At 62.3% G+C, this 19,272-nt stretch carries 20 protein-coding genes; 10 read left to right on the top strand and 10 right to left on the bottom strand.

Features of this window, described 5'->3' with window-relative positions:
* Nucleotides 1–7: 7 nt before the first annotated feature.
* On the top strand, nucleotides 8–1,126 hold the full coding sequence (locus AC245Y_RS03635; RefSeq protein ID WP_017993194.1) for an IS4 family transposase: 1,119 nt from the start codon (nucleotides 8–10) through the stop codon (nucleotides 1,124–1,126).
* Between the two features lie 356 nt (nucleotides 1,127–1,482).
* Here the strand turns inward: AC245Y_RS03635 and AC245Y_RS03630 are convergent, their stop codons facing one another.
* The gene (locus AC245Y_RS03630) at nucleotides 1,483–2,130 is read right to left on the bottom strand and encodes a hypothetical protein (RefSeq protein ID WP_020486924.1); all 648 of its coding nucleotides are present in this window, start codon (nucleotides 2,128–2,130) and stop codon (nucleotides 1,483–1,485) included.
* A 287-nt stretch (nucleotides 2,131–2,417) separates the two neighbouring features.
* On the opposite strand from AC245Y_RS03630, the gene thrC reads away from it, so the two are divergent.
* Genes thrC through AC245Y_RS03610 form a run of 4 tightly spaced genes read left to right on the top strand, consistent with a single transcriptional unit; the run spans nucleotide 2,418 to nucleotide 8,697 of the window.
* Nucleotides 2,418–3,842 carry a threonine synthase gene (thrC, locus tag AC245Y_RS03625; protein WP_012756364.1) on the top strand — a complete coding sequence of 475 codons (1,425 nt, stop codon included), beginning with the start codon at nucleotides 2,418–2,420 and terminating at the stop codon, nucleotides 3,840–3,842.
* A 3-nt stretch (nucleotides 3,843–3,845) separates the two neighbouring features.
* Entirely contained in the window at nucleotides 3,846–5,144 is a 1,299-nt protein-coding gene (locus tag AC245Y_RS03620; protein ID WP_017993190.1) for a M16 family metallopeptidase, read from the top strand.
* Between the two features lie 29 nt (nucleotides 5,145–5,173).
* Complete coding sequence (locus tag AC245Y_RS03615; RefSeq protein ID WP_017993189.1) at nucleotides 5,174–5,788, top strand: GNAT family N-acetyltransferase; 615 nt, start codon at nucleotides 5,174–5,176, stop codon at nucleotides 5,786–5,788.
* Nucleotides 5,785–8,697 (top strand): sensor domain-containing phosphodiesterase, encoded by a 2,913-nt coding sequence (locus AC245Y_RS03610; RefSeq protein WP_017993188.1) that lies wholly within the window; start codon nucleotides 5,785–5,787, stop codon nucleotides 8,695–8,697. The genes AC245Y_RS03615 and AC245Y_RS03610 overlap by 4 nt, the downstream gene beginning before the upstream one ends.
* Before the next feature lie 25 nt (nucleotides 8,698–8,722).
* Here AC245Y_RS03610 and AC245Y_RS03605 read toward each other — a convergent pair whose 3' ends face one another.
* From AC245Y_RS03605 to AC245Y_RS03590, 4 genes are all read right to left on the bottom strand, one after another.
* The gene (locus AC245Y_RS03605; RefSeq protein ID WP_012756360.1) at nucleotides 8,723–9,232 is read right to left on the bottom strand and encodes a nucleoside kinase; all 510 of its coding nucleotides are present in this window, start codon (nucleotides 9,230–9,232) and stop codon (nucleotides 8,723–8,725) included.
* A 112-nt stretch (nucleotides 9,233–9,344) separates the two neighbouring features.
* Complete coding sequence (locus AC245Y_RS03600; protein ID WP_026157268.1) at nucleotides 9,345–9,971, bottom strand: class I SAM-dependent methyltransferase; 627 nt, start codon at nucleotides 9,969–9,971, stop codon at nucleotides 9,345–9,347.
* Nucleotides 9,972–10,255: 284 nt separating this feature from the next.
* On the bottom strand, nucleotides 10,256–11,365 hold the full coding sequence (locus AC245Y_RS03595) for a sulfite oxidase (RefSeq protein WP_026157267.1): 1,110 nt from the start codon (nucleotides 11,363–11,365) through the stop codon (nucleotides 10,256–10,258).
* A 311-nt stretch (nucleotides 11,366–11,676) separates the two neighbouring features.
* A complete protein-coding gene (locus tag AC245Y_RS03590) occupies nucleotides 11,677–12,348 on the bottom strand; it encodes a DUF938 domain-containing protein (protein ID WP_017993185.1) in 672 nt (223 codons plus the stop codon).
* A 411-nt stretch (nucleotides 12,349–12,759) separates the two neighbouring features.
* On the opposite strand from AC245Y_RS03590, the gene AC245Y_RS03585 reads away from it, so the two are divergent.
* Nucleotides 12,760–13,110: a DUF2200 domain-containing protein gene (locus AC245Y_RS03585; RefSeq protein WP_012756356.1), complete on the top strand. Its 351-nt coding sequence runs from the start codon at nucleotides 12,760–12,762 to the stop codon at nucleotides 13,108–13,110.
* An 85-nt stretch (nucleotides 13,111–13,195) separates the two neighbouring features.
* On the opposite strand, the gene AC245Y_RS03580 is transcribed toward AC245Y_RS03585, so the two are convergent.
* Entirely contained in the window at nucleotides 13,196–13,897 is a 702-nt protein-coding gene (locus AC245Y_RS03580) for a TetR/AcrR family transcriptional regulator (protein WP_012756355.1), read from the bottom strand.
* A gap of 193 nt (nucleotides 13,898–14,090) precedes the next feature.
* Between AC245Y_RS03580 and AC245Y_RS03575 the strand changes: the two genes are divergently transcribed.
* The 4 genes from AC245Y_RS03575 (at nucleotide 14,091) to AC245Y_RS03560 (ending at nucleotide 16,247) form a co-directional block, all read left to right on the top strand.
* Nucleotides 14,091–14,576, top strand: coding sequence for a RidA family protein (locus AC245Y_RS03575; protein ID WP_012756354.1), 486 nt, complete (start codon nucleotides 14,091–14,093; stop codon nucleotides 14,574–14,576).
* Between the two features lie 141 nt (nucleotides 14,577–14,717).
* Entirely contained in the window at nucleotides 14,718–15,143 is a 426-nt protein-coding gene (locus AC245Y_RS03570) for a hypothetical protein (RefSeq protein WP_032996248.1), read from the top strand.
* A gap of 134 nt (nucleotides 15,144–15,277) precedes the next feature.
* Nucleotides 15,278–15,586 (top strand): Dabb family protein, encoded by a 309-nt coding sequence (locus tag AC245Y_RS03565; RefSeq protein ID WP_012756352.1) that lies wholly within the window; start codon nucleotides 15,278–15,280, stop codon nucleotides 15,584–15,586.
* A gap of 76 nt (nucleotides 15,587–15,662) precedes the next feature.
* Complete coding sequence (locus tag AC245Y_RS03560; protein ID WP_017993183.1) at nucleotides 15,663–16,247, top strand: cation efflux transmembrane domain-containing protein; 585 nt, start codon at nucleotides 15,663–15,665, stop codon at nucleotides 16,245–16,247.
* 112 nt (nucleotides 16,248–16,359) lie between these two features.
* Here AC245Y_RS03560 and AC245Y_RS03555 read toward each other — a convergent pair whose 3' ends face one another.
* The 4 genes from AC245Y_RS03555 to AC245Y_RS03540 are packed head-to-tail and all read right to left on the bottom strand — an operon-like array spanning nucleotide 16,360 to nucleotide 19,019.
* The gene (locus AC245Y_RS03555; protein WP_012756350.1) at nucleotides 16,360–17,259 is read right to left on the bottom strand and encodes a metal ABC transporter solute-binding protein, Zn/Mn family; all 900 of its coding nucleotides are present in this window, start codon (nucleotides 17,257–17,259) and stop codon (nucleotides 16,360–16,362) included.
* 16 nt (nucleotides 17,260–17,275) lie between these two features.
* Complete coding sequence (locus tag AC245Y_RS03550) at nucleotides 17,276–18,148, bottom strand: metal ABC transporter permease (RefSeq protein WP_003557122.1); 873 nt, start codon at nucleotides 18,146–18,148, stop codon at nucleotides 17,276–17,278.
* Entirely contained in the window at nucleotides 18,145–18,894 is a 750-nt protein-coding gene (locus tag AC245Y_RS03545) for a metal ABC transporter ATP-binding protein (protein ID WP_012756349.1), read from the bottom strand. The genes AC245Y_RS03550 and AC245Y_RS03545 overlap by 4 nt, the downstream gene beginning before the upstream one ends.
* Entirely contained in the window at nucleotides 18,891–19,019 is a 129-nt protein-coding gene (locus AC245Y_RS03540; protein WP_003557119.1) for a hypothetical protein, read from the bottom strand. The genes AC245Y_RS03545 and AC245Y_RS03540 overlap by 4 nt, the downstream gene beginning before the upstream one ends.
* Between the last annotated feature and the right edge of the window lie 253 nt (nucleotides 19,020–19,272).

Below are 19,272 nucleotides of genomic sequence, written 5' to 3'. Positions count from 1 at the left end.
GCTTTGGATGAAGATTCGTCCTGAGGTTTTGGATCATTGGCCGGAAGTGCGCGAGCGGCTTCCGGCGGGTTTTGACTTGGAAGCAACGGCGCGGTTGCGCGGTGCTTTTACGCGGGTGCGGGAAATCAAGAATGCCGAGACGCTGTTGCGGCTGGCACTTGCCTATGGCGGCCTTGGCATGTCGCTACGCGAGACCTGTGCATGGGCCGAAGCGGGCGGGATCGCCCGTTTGTCAGACCCATCGCTGCTTGAGCGGCTGTGCAAAGCGGCGCCTTGGCTTGGCGACATCGTGGCCGCGCTGATTGCCGAACAGGCCAAAGTGCCGACGGGGCGCTTTGCGGGATATCGCTTGCGTGTGCTCGATGGAACGTCGATTTGCCATCCAGGCGCTGACCGCACGACATGGCGGTTACATGTCGGCTACAACTTGGCAACGGCTCAGGTCGATCAGCTTGAGTTGACCGACATCCATGGTGCCGAGAACCTTCAGCGCCTTACCTACGCACCCGGCGATATCGTGCTGGCCGATCGCTACTATGCAAGACCGCGCGACCTGCGGCCGGTGATCGACGCCGGTGCAGACTTCATCGTGCGGACCGGCTGGAACTCGTTGCGCCTGTTGCAGACGAATGGCGAGCCCTTTGATCTGTTTGCCGCACTCGCCGCTCAGCAAGAGCAGGAAGGCGAGGTGCAGGTTCGTGTCCACGAAGGCATGACGGGGACGCCGCCACCACCGCCGCTGGCCCTGCGCCTCATTGTCCGACGCAAGGATCCGCAACAGGCCCAAGCCGAGCAGGAGCGTCTGCTCAAAGCCGCCCGCAAGCACGGCAAAAAACCCGATCCGCGCAGTCTCGAGGCGGCGAAGTACATTCTGCTGCTGACCTCGCTGCCGGCCACCACCTTCCCGCCGGCCGATATCCTCACCCTCTATCGCTTCCGCTGGCAAATCGAGCTGGCGTTCAAACGGTTCAAGAGCCTGGCCGGCCTCGACAGCTTGCCGGCCAAGAAGCCGGAACTGGCCCGGGCATGGCTCTACGCCAGACTGATCGTCGCCATCATCGCCGAACAGATTGCCGGGCAAGTCCCGGACTCTCCCCCCTCTGGATGTGGCAACCCCACTGGCTAGCCCCCCATTGGCAAGCCCATCGCGCTGGCGTCTCATGAAGATCGCCCTGGCCACCATTTGCGCCGCCATCCGCGGACCACTTCTGTGGCAGGCCGTCTGTAATCTCGTCACGCGAAGTCGTCGCCACCTCTGTGAGCCGCCGCGACGACGCCGAAAACAATGCGACGATCTACACGCTCGCTTAACCTAGCGCATATGACCCTAACCCTCTCCCCGTAAAAGACGGGGAGAGGGGACGTGCCATGCGATAGCGAGGTGGAAACGGAGAGGGTGCCGCATGTCCCTTCGCCCCGTTTACGGGGAGAAGGTGGCGGCAGCCGGATGAGGGGCTGATGTCGGGTCGAAGCCCGAATTGCTTAGCTGCTCTTCTTGGTCTTTGCCGGCAGGGTGTCGAAGCCGATATTGACGCGCACCAGTGCGCCGGAGCCGACCGGCATCTTGATGCCGTCCTTGCGGAAGATGACCTGCGTGCCCGGAGCACCCGCCGGGATTTCGGTCGGGAATTTGGTAACCTCGGAATAGAGCACCGTCTCGCCGTCGACGACGGAGATGCGGATCGGCAGCGTCAGCGGGCCTGGCGTGCCGGCCGGGCCGGTGATCAGGCGCAGCTGGGCGACGATGGTCATCGTCAGGTTCGAGTCGTTCAGCGTGCACTGGCGGGTGTAATCGCCGAAGGAGGCCTGGTAGACGATCTGTTGCGGATCGTCCTTCTTGCCCTTGGCATAGGTGCGGAAGATCGCGTCCTGGTCACGCATGAAGATCTGTGGGCAGGCGCCCTGGACGACGGGGGCGACCGTGCCCTGCGCCGTCGTGGCGGTGCCGATCGACGGATTGTTCGAGGACGGGTTGGCGGGCGCCAGCGGCATGATCTGGGCGGTGCCGTTCGGCTGGGTCGGCGGCGCCGACGACTTGCTGTCGCCGCCAATGCCGAGCGAGTTGCAACCGGTAAGCAGGGCAAGAAAAGATGCGGAGACGATGAGACGCGAGACCTTGCCGAGCACCATATTCCATCCCTTGTACAAGCGTTTCTTGGAGGCCCTATGTCTTTTCAGCAGGGCCTTTCATGACGGTTTGCGATGGTCTATATCAGCGGCGCAAACAAAAATCGATTGGGTAAGCGCCGTTTTGATGCACTTTTCGACGCCGGATGCGGGCAACTTCAAAAGCATACGAGCAAAGCCCTGCCGGCAGGGCGGCGCCTTTTCGATTTCCGGCCCGATTTCCAGCCCAGATTTCCGGCAGAGCGGCCATGGCGGCGCCCGGCCGGATTTCCTCCAGCGATAGATCAAGGATAACGAACGTGGATTATATCTCGACCCGCGGCGAGGCCCCTTCCCTCGGCTTTTGCGACGCCCTTTTGACCGGGCTGGCGCGCGATGGCGGGCTCTACGTTCCCTCGAAATGGCCGAGCTTTTCCAAGAAGGAGATCCGGGCGCTCAGGGGCAAGACCTATCAGGAGATCGCCTTCACCATCCTGTCGCCCTTCACCAATGGCGAGATCCCCGACGACACGTTCCGGGCGATGATCGACGAGGCCTACGGCACCTTCCGCCACCCGGCGATCGCGCCGCTCGTCCAGACCGGGCCGAACAGCTTCGTCATGGAGCTTTTCCACGGCACGACGCTCGCCTTCAAGGACGTGGCGATGCAGTTGCTCGCCCGGCTGATGGACTATGCGCTCGAGAAGCGCGGCGAGCGGGCGACGATCGTCGGCGCTACCTCGGGCGACACCGGCGGGGCTGCGATCGACGCCTTTGCGGGGCGCGAGCGCACCGATATCTTCATCCTCTTCCCGCATGGCAAGGTCTCGCCGGTGCAGCAGCGGCAGATGACGACCTCGTCGTCACCGAACGTGCATGCGCTTGCCGTCGAGGGCAATTTCGACGACTGCCAGAACCTCGTGAAAGCAATGTTCAACGACGTGGCCTTCCGCGACCGGGTCCGGCTATCAGGCGTCAACTCGATCAACTGGGCGCGCATCATGGCCCAGATCGTCTATTATTTCACGGCATCGGTGGCGCTCGGCGGGCCGGACCGGAAGATCTCGTTCACGGTGCCGACCGGCAATTTCGGCGATATCTTCGCCGGCTACTGCGCCAAGCGCATGGGCCTGCCGATCGACCGGCTGGTGATCGCCACCAACGAGAACGACATCCTGGCGCGGGCGCTGAAGACCGGCCGCTACGACATGAAGGCGGTCAAGGCGACGAGTTCGCCGTCGATGGACATCCAGATCTCGTCGAACTTCGAGCGGCTGCTCTTCGAAGCCTATGACCGCGACGCCTCGAAGGTGCGCGCGGCGATGGAAAGCCTCAAGCAATCCAACGGCTTCGAGATCGGCAGCCAAGCGCTGAAGGCGATCCGCCGCGACTTCCGCGCCGGGCGTGCCAGCGAGAAGCAGGTGGCCGAAACGATTCGCAAGACCCATGCCGAGACCGGCTATCTGCTGGATCCGCATTCGGCGATCGGCGTCTTCGTCGCTGCCAAGAAAGAAAAGCCGAATACGCCGATGGTGACGCTTTCGACCGCGCATCCGGCGAAATTCCCCGCCGCTGTAAAATCCGCCTGCGGTATTGACCCGGCGCTTCCGACGTGGCTTGCTGATCTGATGCACAGGGAGGAGCGTTTCCAGATCATCAAACCGGAGCTGAAAGCCGTTGAGACTTTTATCGGCAAGCATGCCCGCGGCGAGACGACAGCAGGCGCAGAAAGATAGCCAATGACAGTTGAGTGCACCCGGCTAAAATCCGGGCTGACAGTAGTCACAGAGACCATGCCGCATCTTGAAAGCGTTGCGCTCGGAGTCTGGATCAAATCGGGATCGCGTAACGAGACGGACAACGAGCACGGCATCGCTCACCTGCTCGAACACATGGCCTTCAAGGGCACGGCGCGCCGCACGGCCCGCCAGATTGCCGAGGAGATCGAGGATGTCGGCGGCGAAGTCAATGCCGCGACCTCGACCGAGACGACCTCCTATTATGCCCGCGTGCTCAAGGACTACGTGCCGCTCGCCGTCGATATCCTCGCCGACATCCTGACGGAGTCGGCCTTCGAGGAAGAGGAGCTGGAGCGTGAGAAGCAGGTGATCCTGCAGGAGATCAACGCCGCCAACGACACGCCCGACGACGTGGTGTTCGACCGGTTCTCCGAGGTCGCCTATCGCGACCAGACGCTTGGCCGGGCGATCCTCGGCACGCCGGAGACCGTCGTCTCCTTCACGCCGCAGCAGATCCGTGGCTATCTCAGCCGCAACTACACGACCGACCGGATGTTCGTGGTCGCCACCGGCGCCGTCGAGCATGAAGAATTCCTGCGCATGGTCGAGGATCGTTTCGCCAGCCTGCCGACGGCCCCTTCGGCGCCGCCTGTCATGGAACCGGCGCGTTATATCGGCGGCAGCGTGCGCGAACCGCGCGACCTGATGGACGCGCAGATCCTGCTCGGCTTCGAAGGCAAGCCCTACCACGCCCGCGATTTCTACTGCTCGCAGATCCTCGCCAATATCCTTGGCGGCGGCATGTCGTCCAGGCTCTTCCAGGAGGTGCGCGAGTTCCGCGGCCTCTGTTATTCGGTCTATGCCTTCCACTGGGGTTTCTCCGACACCGGCATCTTCGGCATTCATGCCGCGACCGGCGGCGAAAACCTGCCGGAGCTGGTGCCCGTCATCATCGATGAGCTGCACAAGTCGGCCGATGCGATCCACCAGAAGGAAATCGAGCGCGCCCGCGCCCAGATCCGCGCCCAGCTGCTGATGGGTGCGGAAAGCCCGGCTGCCCGGGCCGGCCAGATCGCCAGGCAGATGATGCTTTACGGCCGGCCGATCTCCAATCCGGAGATGATGGAGCGGCTGGAAGGCATCACCGTCGAGCGGCTGACCGACCTTGCCGGCCGGCTGTTTTATGACACGGTGCCGACGCTTTCGGCGATCGGGCCATTGGACCAGCTCGCACCGATGGAAGATATCACCGCCTCGCTTTCGGTCCCGGCGTCGAAGACGCTGCAGGCAAGCCGCTGAGCCGACGTTCGTCCTGCCGGGAGTGATCGATGCCAAAATCGGTTTTTCGGTTCCTGCAGCGGCAGCCGGAAGCGGTGGAGCTGGAGAACGACAGGTATTTCCTGCGCCTGCCGCGCTACCAGGATTTCAACCAGTGGCACCGGCTGCGCGCCGAAAGCCGCAAGTTCCTCGAACCCTGGGAGCCGACCTGGCGGCGCGACGAGTTGACGGAGGGCGCCTACCGCGCCCGTGTCGTCCGCGGCAAGCAGGAATACGCCTCGGGCCAGGCGGTGCCGCTGTTCATTTTCCTGAAAGGCGACATGACGCTCGTCGGCGGCGTCACCATCGGCTACATCAGACGGGGTGCGGCACAAAGCTGCATGATCGGCTACTGGATGGGCGAACGCTATGCCGGCCAGGGGCATATGTTCGCCGCTCTTCAATTGGTTATTCCTTACATCTTCGCCGGGCTTGAGTTGCACCGTATCGAAGCAGCCTGTATTCCAGATAACGCGCGCAGCATCCGTCTGCTTGAAAAAGCCGGGTTTCAACAGGAAGGCTATCTGCGCGGATATTTGAAGATCAACGGTCAGTGGCATGACCATGTGATGTTTTCACGTCTCGCCACCGATACGGATAAAGGCAGGATAACCGACAGCCGATGACAAGAGACCGCATGCTGCCCAAGTCACCGTCCGGACGAGTGATCGCGGTGATCGCAGCCCTTTTCCTGGCGGCCTTCGCCTTCGTGGCGGGTGTTGCCCAGGCGGCCGAACCTGTAAAAATTTCCCGTGACGATACCGCGCTCGACCTGACGGCAACGACGGAGATCTACGCCAACCAGGGCGAAGCCTTCCAGGTTTCGACGGCGGCCGGCGCCGACGGCATCCGCCGCCGCATCGAGGTCAGGGCAAGCTCGGAGAACCATCAGGGCGACTGGGCGGTATTTGCGCTTGCCAATGTCTCGGAAGAACAGCTCGAGCGCGTCATAGTCGCGCCGCATTTCCGTCTGGTCAATTCCAAGCTGTTCTGGCCGGATCTCGGCTCGCAGCGCATCAGCGCGATTACGCCGAGCGAAGGCTTCGCGCTCGACCGGCAGCCGAGCGACGAGGCCGACGTCTTCCGCATCACGCTGAACCCCGGCGCCGTCATCACCTTCGTCGCCGAACTGTCGACGCCGGAACTGCCGCAGATCTATCTCTGGGAACCGAACGCCTACAAGGACACGATCAACGCCTTCACGCTCTATCGCGGCATCGTGCTCGGCATTGCCGGCCTGCTTGCCGTGTTCCTGACCATCCTCTTCGTCGTCAAGGGCACCTCGATGCTGCCGGCGACGGCAGCACTTGCCTGGGCGGTGCTCGGCTATATCTGCGTCGATTTCGGTTTTCTCGGCAAGCTGATCAGCGTCGCCTCGGCCGACCAGCGAATATGGCGCGCCTGCGCCGAGGTGGCGCTGGCGTCGAGTTTCGTCATCTTCCTCTTCACCTATCTCAACCTCAACCGCTGGCATGCGCATCTGGGTTACGCCACGCTTGCCTGGGTGCTCGGCCTTGCCCTGCTCTTCGGCGTGGCGATCTACGATCCGTCGATTGCCGCCGGCATCGCCAGGCTTTCCTTCGCGCTGACGGCGACGATGGGGCTGCTGCTGATCATCTATCTCGGCTTCAACCGCTACGACCGCGCCATCCTGCTAGTGCCGGCCTGGGCGCTGATCCTGGTCTGGCTGTTCGGGGCGTGGCTGACGGTCACCGGACGGCTCGACAACGACATCATCCAGCCAGCACTCGGCGGCGGCCTGGTGCTGATCGTGCTGTTGATCGGCTTCACTGTCATGCAGCATGCTTTTGCCGGCGGCGCCTTCCAGCAGGGGCTGTTTTCCGATCTCGAGCGGCAATCGCTGGCGCTGACCGGCTCCGGCGACATGGTCTGGGATTGGGACGTGGCGCGCGACCGCGTCGTCACCATTCCCGACGTCTCGATCAAGCTCGGCCTGTCGCCCGGCGCCATGCATGGCGCGGCGCGCAACTGGCTGCCGCGGCTGCACCCCGACGACCGCGACCGCTTCCGCGCTACGCTCGACGTGCTGCTCGAACACCGCCGCGGGCGGCTGAACCACGAATTCCGCATTCGCGCCGAGGACGGGCATTTCCACTGGCTGCTGATCCGCGCCCGGCCGGTGCTCGGCTCGAACGGCGAAATCATCCGCTGCGTCGGCACGATCGTCGACGTGACCGAACAGAAGAATTCCGTCGAGCGGCTGCTGCACGATGCGCTGCACGACAATCTGACCGGCCTGCCGAACCGGCAGGTCTTCCTCGACCGGTTGCAGTCGGTGTTGGCACTGGCGCCGGGCGGCGACACGCTGCGGCCGACGGTGATGGTGATCGATATCGACCGCTACAAGCTGGTCAATGATTCGCTCGGCGTTGCCGCCGGCGACAACATCCTCATCGCGCTGACGCGGCGGCTACGCCGCCTCTTGAAACCGCAGGACACGCTGGCGCGGCTTGCCGGCGACCAGTTCGGCCTGATCCTGGTTTCCGAGCACAATCCGGCCAAGGTCGCCGATTTTGCCGATGCGATCAGCAAGGCGATCATGGTACCGATCAACTTCGCCAATCGCGAGATCATCCTGACCGCCTCGGTCGGGCTTGCCTCCTGGGTCGACCGGCAGGAGAGCGCCACCGGCCTTCTCAGCGATGCCGAGCTTGCGATGTACCGGGCAAAACGAGCCGGCGGCAACCGTGTCGAGCCGTTCCAGCCGGCCTTCCGCGACTTCGGCACCGACCGGCTGCAGCTCGAAACGGATCTGCGCCGCGCCATCGAGCGCAAAGAATTGTCGATGGTCTACCAGCCGATCGCAAGGCTGGAAGATGTCGAGGTCGCCGGTTTCGAGGCGCTGATGCGCTGGGAACATCCCAAACGCGGCAATATCCCGCCGTCCGAATTCATCCCGATCGCCGAGGCCTCCGATCTTATCGGCCCGCTCGGCATGTTCGCACTGGAACAGGCGACCAACGATCTGATGAGCTGGCAGCACCAGACCGGCGAATTGCCGATCTTCGTCTCGATCAATCTGTCGAGCGTGCAGTTGCTCAATAACGAGCTCTATGACGACGTGCGTTCGGTTCTCGCCAAGACGCATTGCCAGCCCTCGCGCCTCAAGCTCGAACTGACGGAATCCATGGTGATGGAAAATCCGGAACAGGCCCGGCTGGTGCTGCAGAAGCTGAAGGAAGCCGGCATCGGACTGGCGCTCGACGATTTCGGCACTGGCTATTCGTCGCTCGCCTATCTCACCCGCTTCCCCTTCGACACGATCAAGCTCGACAAGACTTTGGTGCGCGACAGCAGCGACAAGAAGGCGATCGTGCTCCGGTCGGTGATATCAATGGCGCGCGAACTCGACATGAAGGTGGTGGCGGAGGGGATCGAATCCAACGAGGATGCGATCGAGCTTGCCAAGATGGGCTGCAACTACGGCCAGAGCTACCTTTTCGGCCCGCCAATCCCTTCGGAATCGGTGCTGCGGCTGCTGCGCGACCGCTTTCCGCTGACGAAACGGGCCTGAGCGGAGCGGCCGGCCTCATCGGTCGTCAGGTGAGTTGAGCGAGGATATCGTCGACGACACTTGGGACAGTACCCGTCGTGTCGATATTGATGCCGATGGGAAGATATTCCCGGGTATGATGATAGCGGAGCACCAGCGCCCGCTCGGCCGGCTCAAAGCCCGGCTCATTCGGCCGCCCATCTAATCGTCCGTTCAACGTCTCAACGTCGATGTCGAGCACGAAAACCTTATCGAAAAGGTCCAGGAATTTGTGGAAATTGCGCGAGCCGCCACAGAAGAAGGTGGCAGGATAGGTGGTGTCGGCAGCAATAGCCCGGACCTTGTCGACAGGCCAGATCCAGTGCGCGTATCCCCAAACGATGCGGTCCGCGCCTTTGGGCGGTCCTGCGAGTGCCTGGCCCGTCTCGGGGTCGCCGACATAGGCCAAGACCCGGTCACCATGGACGACATGGTAGCCCCGCCGCTCCAGTTCGGTAGCGACTGACGTTTTTCCAGTGCCGGAACCGCCTTCGATCAGATAGTTCTTGATTCCCATAGGCGCCGCTTATCATGGACTTCGATCTGGTGAAAAGACACTCTACCTGGCGGTGACCACCTAGAGTTCATAGTCGCGCCACAACTGGCCATTTCCGCAAGTTCTATGTGCGTCACGCCCGACTCGCCCGAACGCTCAGCCACCGATCATGGGGCTTTCCGACGCACCGACGTATCTCGCTGACGATCCAGCCGGCGTCTGTGAGTGCGGACCGCAGGGCAGACTCGCGCCAGTACGTCTCGACGTAGCGCCGGGGCGCTGCAGCACTGCCGTGTGTGGACACATCCTGGCTTTCGCCCTCTCTTACCGAGGCGTGCAATCGGCCACCGGTCCGGGTCGCCTCGGCAAGCCGTCCAAGCACCGTGCCGAAATCCTCGCGCGCGACATGAATCAGGCAGGCACAGGCCCAGATCCCGTCGTACGGCGTGCCGGGACGCTGCGGGTCGGCCAAGTCATCGGTCAGCGGGTCCAGCAGGTCGGCTTCGAAGCCACTTTCGCGAAGCAGTTCGACGAAACCGTTTGCAATGTCGGTGCGCCGGACGCTCATTCCCCGCTTCTCAAGCTCAAGTGCATCTCGCCCGCCACCGCTTCCGATCTCCAGCACCCTGCCCGAGCCGCCCAGCTCGGTCACGAACGCATCGATCTCTGTCGCGACCCATTCGGGCATCGCCGCGGCCTCGGCAGCGTACTCCGCCGCGACCGTATCATAGGACCGCACAGTCTCCCTGTCGGTGCTCATCCTCACGCGCCTCCTTTTAGACAACAGGTCGATGAGCGAGAGGCCCATCAGCCCGTTGCGCCTTTCACCCGCTTCGGCAGTTGGTGACATCGCGGGCAATTTGCTTCCGAGCTTTAGCAGAAATGCGGTCAGAGACACCACCGACCGAGCCAATGCTGCCGGGCGGCAATGCGCCCTCATCATGGTCATCGAGCCACCGGCCGCCGTTGCTGCAAAACGGACATGACGCAGTGACAACGCGGGTCGCAGTTGCGCCAAGCCGCCATTCCGCCCCATGCGGGTGATTAGATCACGAATTCCTCCTGGTACGTCTGTGGCTCGGGAACGACCGTGACCTCCACCGGAACGATCCAATTGGCCGCGTAGCTCTCGCAGTCGGAACGCTGGAGGTCGGGCTGCACGCACCCCGCCCCATCGATCGCGCGACATCGCAGTATATATCGCCCCACTTCTTCAGGGGTCCACATGTACTCCCACAAGCGCCATGCAAAGGGACGTTCTGTTTCGAGGAGCCTCCCCTCGCGCCAGCCCCTGCCATCTCCGGTGCAGACCTGCACCTGCCGGATAGCAGCCTCTCCGCTCCAGGCGGCTCCGAAAATCCGGTACGGTTGGCCGGCGATGAGATGCGCCCCCTGTACGGGACGCGCGATCTGCGCTTTGACCTCCATCTCCGCAAGGGGGACCAGCCTGGGTTCCCCGAGGTTGCGCTCCCAACGGAAATAGTCGCGCACCTGCCAGTAGCCAAGGAAGGGTTGCTCCACAACCGTGATATGCGTGATCCACTTGACCCAAGCCATGCCGAACCAGCCACCCACGACCGCGCGTAGCGGGTAGCCGTGATCGCGCGTCAACCGCTCCTCGTTTATCGAATAGGCAAGGATCGTGCTGTCAGCGATGGCCTTCTCAAGCGGTAAACTGCGCGCAAAAGCGATGGGGCCGGGAGAAGCCGTTTTCTTGTTCGTGTCGACGACGCCGCTGTCTGCGCCTACGAGCAGAACCTCACATGCGGTTCGCTTCACGCCCGCCATTTCCAAAATCTCGCGCAGAAGAACACCTGTCCACGCGGCATTGCCGACGGCTCCGTTCTGCCACTGCAACCCCTCCTTCGGCGGCTCATAGTAGACGCGGCCGTTCCCTGCACACTCGACGACGGCGGTCAAAGTCGTGCTCCGCATCGCCTTGATGCTGTCGAGGTCAAGTTCGATCGGCCGCTCCACCGCCCCGCCAACGCGCAATCTCCAGTCTCGCGCATCGAGGTCCGGCGACGGGAAATGGTTTCGCACGAAGAACAGCTCGGTTGGGATCAGCCAATCGGAGAGCGACGCAAACGGAAACTCGATATTCTGTGGGGATTTCTGTCGAACTATTAGACTGGGTTGCTCTGGTGTCGGCATCGTCCTCGTCTCCCCTTCCAAGAGCACAACGTCGGCTCTCGGTCGCGCGAATTCCGGTTCGATCACACCGCCCCTCGCAGTGCGTCTGTCGCGTTCCGCCTTCGGCCGCATTCTAGAGCAATTCCAGGAAAAGTGCGAAGCGGTTTTCCGTCCGGAATTGCGTAAAAACAAAAGGATAGAGCGGTTCTGCGCTTCCGTTAACAGCTGAACCGCTCTAGCACATACCGCACGTTCCTCGGATCGACCTCGAACGGCAGCAAGGGGCCCGAATGCTGCTATAGGCCCACGTCTCTTTCGCGCCCGCTTATCGTTCAGGCACTACCGCTGGAGAAGACCAGCAACATATTGTTGGTAGGCATCTCGATCGTCTCGCGGAGATTAAGTCCAGCGGCCTCACCCACTTGTTCAAGATCAGCGATATCACGCACCCCCCAGGATGGGTTGCGCTCCTTTAGAGCCGCGTCGAAAGCAGCGTTCGAGGGGGCGTTGTGTGCCCCGTCGCGCATGAATGGGCCGTAAAGAAGAAGAAGCCCACCAGCGTGAAGCAAACGGCCAGCTCCTGCGAACAATCCTAAGCTTGCCGCCCACGGCGCGATATGGATCATATTGATCGACACGATGGCGTCAAAATGCCCCGTTTGTTCGACGCCCCATTGTCCTGAGCACACATCAATATCCCGCGGTGCCAGCACATTCTTCAGCCCTGCGAATTTGATCCAGCTAGACGTGCTGGTGCGGGCGTCGGCGTCCGGATCGCTCGGCTGCCAGGTGAGGTTGGGCATTGCTCCCGCAAAACACACGGCGTGCTCGCCGGTCCCGCATCCAATCTCCAGCACGGCGCCATGTGTTGGAAGGACACGTTTTAGGACCGCGACGATCGGCGCCGAATTTCGCGCAACGGAAGGTGAGAACATGCGCTGGTCGGCGCTTATGTCGCGCTGTTCCAGCGCAACAGGCGAACGGTCCTTCTTCTCTGGGGGCATTGGCCTTGAATCCCCTTTGGGCGATGTCTCCCACCTTATAGCTGAAATGATGGGACAGAAACCAAGGATTTCGGACTTACGAAGGGGTCGTCGGCGCGTGCGTTCGGCCGAGGGCGACCGAACGTCCACTTCGTGTCAGATCACGCGCCCGCCAGGCTCAAGGTCTGCATTCGAAAATCGGAGCCCGGAAGCCGACCGACGGCTTTCGGCCCCGTAGCGGTCGTCTACCCAAGCCGAGCCGATGTCCGTTGTTGGTGCAATCCGGTCGACGACGCGCGGCGCTGGAGAGATGCCGCCTTTGCACTGATCTACTTCGCGCCCGCAGAAGCCTGCCGATTATCGGCCACTTGTTGAGGTCTGGAAATCAGCTATCTCAAGCCGGAAAATATCCGGAACGTTGAGGAGCACTCGATGACGAAGCATCGCATCTATTCCATCAGCGTCGCGAGCGTCTATCCCCACTATGTCGCCAAGGCAGCGAAGAAGGGGCGGACGAAGACAGAGGTCGATGACATCATCTGTTGGCTGACGGGGCATAACCAGCAGAGCCTGGACGACCAATTGGCTGCGAAGACCAACTTCGAGGATTTCTTTGCGCAAGCGCCTCGGATGAATCCCTCCCGATCGTCGATTACCGGCGTGATCTGCGGCGTCCGCGTGGAAGACATCCAGGAAACGACGATGCGGGAAATCCGCTATCTGGACAAATTGATCGACGAACTCGCCAAGGGGAAAGCGATGGAGAAAATCCTGCGAAAATAGCCCGGGAACCGCGTCGCGGCAGTGCGGGATCACCCACGGCGCGCCCGCAGAATCCGGTACCGTCTCGTCCAGGAATGACCAATGTTCACAGGCGCGGAGCGAGGCCATCAAGCAGGAAGTCGAGGCCCTTGCTGAAAGCGCCGTCCCAATCATTATCCAGCAGCAGACGAGAGCGTTCGATCGTCGGATAGTGCTGGCTCAGACCTGTCAGGCGCTGCTGCGCGGCCGCCCTGTCGTCGTCCGAGAGATCGAAGTTCGCCCGGGTGATGGTCGCGCCGATCACATAGTTCCAGAGCGACCATATCGCGACGTTCAAATCCGCATCAGTGACACCGGCTCCAGACAAGGTCTTGCTCAGCAGTTCCAGGCGAATGAGAATGTTCGGGCCGAGCGCCCGGCGCGGCAGCAGCGAGGCCGACCAGGGATGGCGCAGCATGCTGGCGCGCCAGTCTTCGAGCATATGAACGATTTCCCCGCGCCAGTCTCGAGACTCGACGATGTCAGGCGGGCCGCGATATTCGAGCACGGAATCCAGCGCCAGATCGAAGACCTCCTCCTTGTTGCCGACATGCCAATAGAGGCTCATCGCGCCCGAGCCGAGGCGATCGGCCAGCCGACGCATCTTCAGTCCGTCGACGCCCTCGGCGTCCAGAAGATCCACCGCAGTCGCCACGATCCGTTCCAGCGAGAGAGGCGGTTCACTGCGCGGCTCCTGCCTGGACTGGAGTGATGGCGCACCTCTCCGCCCAGACCCTTTGCTCTCAGCACCGCTGCGTTTGGCTGCCATTCGTTTTCCTTACCGATCAGACGTCGATCTAAGCCGACAATGCTGGGAATGTCGATCCTGACCGATTGACTCGTACGGCGTACGATGCAATTTAATCGTACGCCGTACGAGTCGTATCATGTGGCGGTAAGATTCCATCCTGCAGGCCGCGAGGATCCGTCGCTCGCAGCCCTTGGTGAAGCCAGGAGAAGTCATGTCACGCGCAATCAAGCATCTCATTATCGGAGGACTCATCATGACCATCAGCGCTCCCACCGCCGCGACAGCCAATGAGGACGATCTCAAACTTGATATCGTCAATCCGAAAAACCTCTACGACCCCTCACCGAATGGCTACAGCACGGCGGTGATCGTGCCCCGAGGAGCCCGGCTGGCCTACATCTCCGGACAGGGCGGCCAGGACAGCACGGGAACCTTGTCGCCCGACTTCGCCGTCCAGGTGAAGCAGGCCTATGCGAATTTGCGCACCGCCCTCGATGCGCTCGGCGCAAAGCCGGATCAGGTCGCCAAGCTGACGGTCTTCGTGGTCGATCACGATATGTCCAAGCTCGAGGTGCTGACCAGCAACGTCAAGGACATGTTCGGCGAAGCACTGCCGGCGCAGACGCTGATTCCCGTTCCCAAGCTTGCCATCGACCCCATGCTCTTCGAGGTCGAAGCCGTGGTCGTTCTGGATTAGCGGCGGCGTCGGATCTGCACAATTTCGGATTTTCCCGGTGGCGCGCCAACCTTTGTTGGGCGCGCCATCTTCCTTTTTTTGATGGCCATTGACCAACGGCCTGCGATGTGCGCCACTCATTCCTTGCACAAGGAAAATCCCATGCTCAAGTTCCTGCTCGCCCTCTCGATGGGTGTTTTTTGCGTCTCGCCGCTTCAGGCCGGCGACATCACTCCGGTCACCAAGAGCTGCCAGCCGGGGCCAAAACAGGCGCAATGCGAGCGATGGGTCACGGATATCAAGAAAGCCGTCGGGCTGGCCTATAAAGGCGACCACGGGGCGCAGGTGACTGTTGCCTTCTGCCTCTCCACCGGTTGCCATGGTGCCGTCGCCATCGACAAGGTCGCCTCCTGCAGCTGGCATCTCGTCATCGCCAATTCCGGTTCTACGACAGTGCTCGACAGTTCAAACACCAGGAACACCTGCCGGCCGATGACGGCGGACCAAAAAGACGAAGCCCGCGCGCTGGCGAGCGATCTCGTCCAGAAGATCTACAAGCGGCCCATGGTCAAGACCGACCAGATGTAATCTGCCGGCTTGCGGCTTGCGGCGCAACGCCTGCGTGAAAATAAATCTCATTGCTCTCCCGGCTTTCGCCGCTATTCTCCAGCCAAAGAAAATCGGGCCAAAGAAATCGGCCAAAGAAATCGGGAGGACCACTGATGATCCTGCACTGCGTATTCCTGCGGCTGAAGACCGCGGTGACGAGCGAAGACAAGCAGTCGCTGTTTGCGGCGATCGTCGCCCTGAAACAGCTCATTCCCGGCATAGTGGATATCAAATACGGGCCGAATGTTTCGCCCGAGGGACTGCATGGCGGCTTCGTCGACGGGTTTGCCGTGACCTTTGAAAGCGCCGAGGCCCGGGATGCCTATCTCATCCATCCCGAGCATGTGACCGTGGGCGAGCGCATCGTCTCGTCGACGGATGGAGGCCTTGCCGGCATCTTGGTCTTCGACCTCAATTTGTGAGGCTGTTGGCCGGCCGCGCTAAAACGGGATCAGCCTCGGCGATGGCGGCGGGTTTATCGAAAAGGCTGAAAGGGACATGCATAGCTCCGCCCTCCGCCGCGCAGTCACGACCGTCGCGCTCGCAAACCTCGGCTATTTCGGGGTCGAGTTCGCCGTCGCCCTTTCGATCGGGTCGGTCTCACTGTTTGCGGACTCGGTCGATTTCCTCGAAGACGCCTCGGTCAATCTCCTGATCCTGATGGCGCTCGGTTGGTCGGCTCGCTCCCGGGCACGCGTAGGCATGGCGCTCGCTGCAATTCTGCTGGCACCGGCAATCGCAACGATCTGGACCGCTTGGCAGAAGTTCACCGTGCCCGTCGCACCGGAGCCCGTTGCGCTGTCCTTGACTGGCCTCGGCGCCCTCGTCGTCAATCTGAGTTGTGCATTGCTGCTCGCCCGCTTTCGTCATGACGGTGGAAGCCTGACGAAAGCGGCCTTCTTGTCTGCCCGCAACGACGCGGTCGCGAATATCGCCATCGTCGGCGCCGGATTGATCACCGCGTTTTTCTGGAGGTCGGCGTGGCCCGATCTGATCGTCGGAGTCGGCATCGCGATCATCAATGCCGATGCGGCGCGCGAGGTGTGGACCGCAGCCCGTGACGAGCACCGGGCTGCAGCCTGATCGCTCGCTAGAGCGGTTCAGCTTTTCATGTAAGCGCAGAACCGCTCTGACTTTTTGTTTTTGCGCATTTCTCGGCAAAACCGCTTCGCGCTTTGCCTGGAATTGCTCCAGCTCAGCTCGATTTCGCCATGGCGGCGGCGAGCTGGTCGACATTGTATTTGAACATCTTCTCATAGGTCGGCGCCGGCCCCTTGGCGTCGGACAGGGATTCGACATAGAGCTCGCCGCCGGGCTCGGCCCCGGTTGCCTTGGCGACCTGCTTGACGAGGCGCGGATCGTTGGAATTCTCGAAGAAATAGGCCTTCACGTGCTCGCCCTTGATCTGCTCGATCAGCTTGGCGACGTCGGCTGCCGAGGCCTCGCTTTCTGTGGACAGGCCAAGCGGCGCCAGGAAGCTGACATTATATTCGCGGCCGAAATAGCCGAAGGCGTCATGGCTGGTCAGCACCTTGCGGCGATCGTCGGCGACCTTGTCGAATTTCGCATGGGCGTAGGCGTTCAGTTCATCCAGCGTCTTGGTGTATTTCTCGGCATTGGCCTTGAAGGCGGCGGCGTCAGCGGGATCGGCCGATGACAGCGCCTTTTCGATATTGGCGACCCAGATCTTGACGTTGACGGGGCTGTTCCAGACATGCGGATCGGTGATTTTTTCGCCGTCCTCTTCCATGGTGCGGGTGTTGATGCCTTCGGAAACGGTGACCGGCTTGCCCTTATAGCCCGAGGCGGTGATCAGCCGGTCCATCCAGCCTTCCAGCCCCTCGCCGCTGACGAAGGTCACTTCAGCCGCGTTCAAATTCTTCGCGTCGGCCGGCGACGGCTCGAATTCATGGGGATCGCCGTTCGGCCCGACGAGGCTCGTCACCTTGACGTGTTCGCCGCCGACCTGTTTGACGACATCGGCAAGCACGGTGAAGGAGGCGACCACCTTCAGCGTTTCGGCGGAAGCGGGCACGGCCGACAGCGCCATTAAAGCGGGGATAGCTGCGGAGAGAAGCAGTCTGTGCGGTGTCATTGAAGTCTCCTTGGGATCAGCCCTTCAAATGCGGGCGGGGAAAAAAGCGCCGGGCAAGGCCGGAGGGCGCGAAAAGAATAGAAAAGCCGTAGAGGACCGCCGCCGTCATGATGATCGTCGGGCCGGAGGCGAGTTCGAGATGGTAGGAGGCGATCAGGCCGAGATAGCCGGAGGCGGCAGCACTTGCGGCTGCTATCGCCATCATCACGGGCAGACTGCGCGACCAGAGTTGAGCGACGGCCGCCGGCAGCATCATCAGGCCGACCGCCATCAGCGTGCCGAGCGCCTGGAAGCTGGCGACGAGGTTCAGCACCACCAGCAGCAGGAAGAGCACGTGATAGACCGGCCCGCGCCCGCCGACGGCGCGCAGGAACCCCGGATCGAAACATTCGGCCACCAGCGGCCGGTAGATGAAGGCGAGGATGACGAGGGTCAGCGAGGTGATCGCGCCGATCAGATAAAGAGCGGGAGCATCGATCGCCAGGATGGTGCCGAAGAGCACATGCAGCAGATCGATATTCGAGCCGCGCAGCGAGACGATCAGCACGCCGAGCGCCAGCGAGGCGAGATAGAAGCTGGCAAAGCTCGCATCCTCCTGCAGCACGGTCATCCGGCTGACGGCGCCGGAAAGCAGTGCCACCGAGAGGCCGGCGATGAGGCCGCCAAGGCCCATCGCCGTCAGCGACAGGGAGCCGGCGACGAGGTAACCGATGGCGGCCCCCGGCAGCACCGCATGGCTCATCGCGTCGCCCATCAGGCTCATGCGCCGCAGCATCAGGAAGACGCCGATCGGGCCGGAGCCCAGCCCGAGGCAGAGGCAGGCGACGAGCGCCCGGCGCATGAAACCGTAATCGGCAAAGGGTGCCAGGAAGAGATCGTAAGCCGTCATGCCGCTGGCGCCTCTTCGGGTGCGCAGGCATTTGCATCCTCATCCCAGCGCTCGGCCATGGCGCGCGCCTTCAGGAGATTGACTGAGGACATGACGTCGGCGGTCGCACCCCAGCCGACCAGTTCGCGGGCGAGCAGCAGCGTTTGCGGGAAATGGGCGCGAACCAGCTCGAAATCGTGCAGGACGGCAATCACTGTGCGGCCCTCGCCATGCCAGCGGGTGACGATATCGACGAGGTCCCTGGTGGTGCGGGCATCGATTGCCGTAAACGGCTCGTCGAGCAGGATGATGCCGGCATCCTGCACCAGCAGGCGGGCAAAGAGCACGCGCTGGAACTGGCCGGCCGAGAGCGACCCGACATGGCGGCGGCCGAAGCCGTCGAGGCCGACGGCGGAGAGCGCCTCGCCTGCCCTTTTCACCTCGGCGGGCGCGATGCGGCCGAAGGCGCCCGTCTTCTTCCAGGCGCCGAACATGACGGTGTCGATCACCGAGATCGGAAAGCGCCGGTCGATCTCGGCCGCCTGCGGGAGATAACCGAATTCCGCCCGCCCCAGCCGATGCTCGACCCTGCCTTCGGCGGGACGAAGCTCACCCATGATCGCCTTCAGCAGCGTCGACTTGCCCGCCCCGTTCGGCCCGGCAATCGCCGTCAGGCTGCCCGAGGCGAAGGCGCCGGAGACATGATGGACGGCGGGGTGCCGGTTATAGGCGACGGTCAGATTCTCGAGACGGATCAGCGGCGTCATGGCAAGAGAACCGCCCAGTGGATCGCCAGCCAAAGCACGGCAATGACCAGCGCCATGCCGATCACCCTTGAAAAAGCCGACTGTCCCAGCAGGCTGACGGAGGGGCGGTCGGGGCTCGGGGGCATGGCGCATCCTACAATGTAATAACATTACGGTTATGTTATAACGATTGCGGCGAGATTGAGGCGGGGCTTGGCAGTTATTCACACAATTGAAAAGGGGCGACCGAATAGCCGCCAGCCCAGGGCGCGCCCTCTCTCCAGCCTCATCCTGAGGTGCCCCGCAGGGGCCTCGAAGGACGGGGCTGGCCACCGCCCCTCACAAATGCGGATATCGCAGGCGTCCAACCACCCGCCCCCGTGGTTCGAGACGGCCCTT

Source organism: Rhizobium sp. SRDI943 (genome assembly GCF_057653695.1).
Note: the sequence above shows the minus strand (reverse complement) of the source record. Positions and strands in the feature narration are given on the sequence as shown.

Bases quoted from the DNA above. Each gene is read 5' to 3' on its own strand.
- AC245Y_RS03635 (WP_017993194.1), top strand. From the start codon at position 8: ATGAAGATTCGTCCTGAGGTTTTGGATCATTGGCCGGAAGTGCGCGAG.
- AC245Y_RS03630 (WP_020486924.1), bottom strand. From the start codon at position 2,130: ATGGTGCTCGGCAAGGTCTCGCGTCTCATCGTCTCCGCATCTTTTCTT.
- AC245Y_RS03620 (WP_017993190.1), top strand. From the start codon at position 3,846: ATGACAGTTGAGTGCACCCGGCTAAAATCCGGGCTGACAGTAGTCACA.
- AC245Y_RS03615 (WP_017993189.1), top strand. From the start codon at position 5,174: ATGCCAAAATCGGTTTTTCGGTTCCTGCAGCGGCAGCCGGAAGCGGTG.
- AC245Y_RS03610 (WP_017993188.1), top strand. From the start codon at position 5,785: ATGACAAGAGACCGCATGCTGCCCAAGTCACCGTCCGGACGAGTGATC.
- AC245Y_RS03605 (WP_012756360.1), bottom strand. From the start codon at position 9,232: ATGGGAATCAAGAACTATCTGATCGAAGGCGGTTCCGGCACTGGAAAA.
- AC245Y_RS03600 (WP_026157268.1), bottom strand. From the start codon at position 9,971: ATGAGCACCGACAGGGAGACTGTGCGGTCCTATGATACGGTCGCGGCG.
- AC245Y_RS03595 (WP_026157267.1), bottom strand. From the start codon at position 11,365: ATGCCGACACCAGAGCAACCCAGTCTAATAGTTCGACAGAAATCCCCA.
- AC245Y_RS03590 (WP_017993185.1), bottom strand. From the start codon at position 12,348: ATGCCCCCAGAGAAGAAGGACCGTTCGCCTGTTGCGCTGGAACAGCGC.
- AC245Y_RS03585 (WP_012756356.1), top strand. From the start codon at position 12,760: ATGACGAAGCATCGCATCTATTCCATCAGCGTCGCGAGCGTCTATCCC.
- AC245Y_RS03580 (WP_012756355.1), bottom strand. From the start codon at position 13,897: ATGGCAGCCAAACGCAGCGGTGCTGAGAGCAAAGGGTCTGGGCGGAGA.
- AC245Y_RS03575 (WP_012756354.1), top strand. From the start codon at position 14,091: ATGTCACGCGCAATCAAGCATCTCATTATCGGAGGACTCATCATGACC.
- AC245Y_RS03570 (WP_032996248.1), top strand. From the start codon at position 14,718: ATGCTCAAGTTCCTGCTCGCCCTCTCGATGGGTGTTTTTTGCGTCTCG.
- AC245Y_RS03565 (WP_012756352.1), top strand. From the start codon at position 15,278: ATGATCCTGCACTGCGTATTCCTGCGGCTGAAGACCGCGGTGACGAGC.
- AC245Y_RS03560 (WP_017993183.1), top strand. From the start codon at position 15,663: ATGCATAGCTCCGCCCTCCGCCGCGCAGTCACGACCGTCGCGCTCGCA.
- AC245Y_RS03555 (WP_012756350.1), bottom strand. From the start codon at position 17,259: ATGACACCGCACAGACTGCTTCTCTCCGCAGCTATCCCCGCTTTAATG.
- AC245Y_RS03550 (WP_003557122.1), bottom strand. From the start codon at position 18,148: ATGACGGCTTACGATCTCTTCCTGGCACCCTTTGCCGATTACGGTTTC.
- AC245Y_RS03545 (WP_012756349.1), bottom strand. From the start codon at position 18,894: ATGACGCCGCTGATCCGTCTCGAGAATCTGACCGTCGCCTATAACCGG.
- AC245Y_RS03540 (WP_003557119.1), bottom strand. From the start codon at position 19,019: ATGCCCCCGAGCCCCGACCGCCCCTCCGTCAGCCTGCTGGGACAGTCG.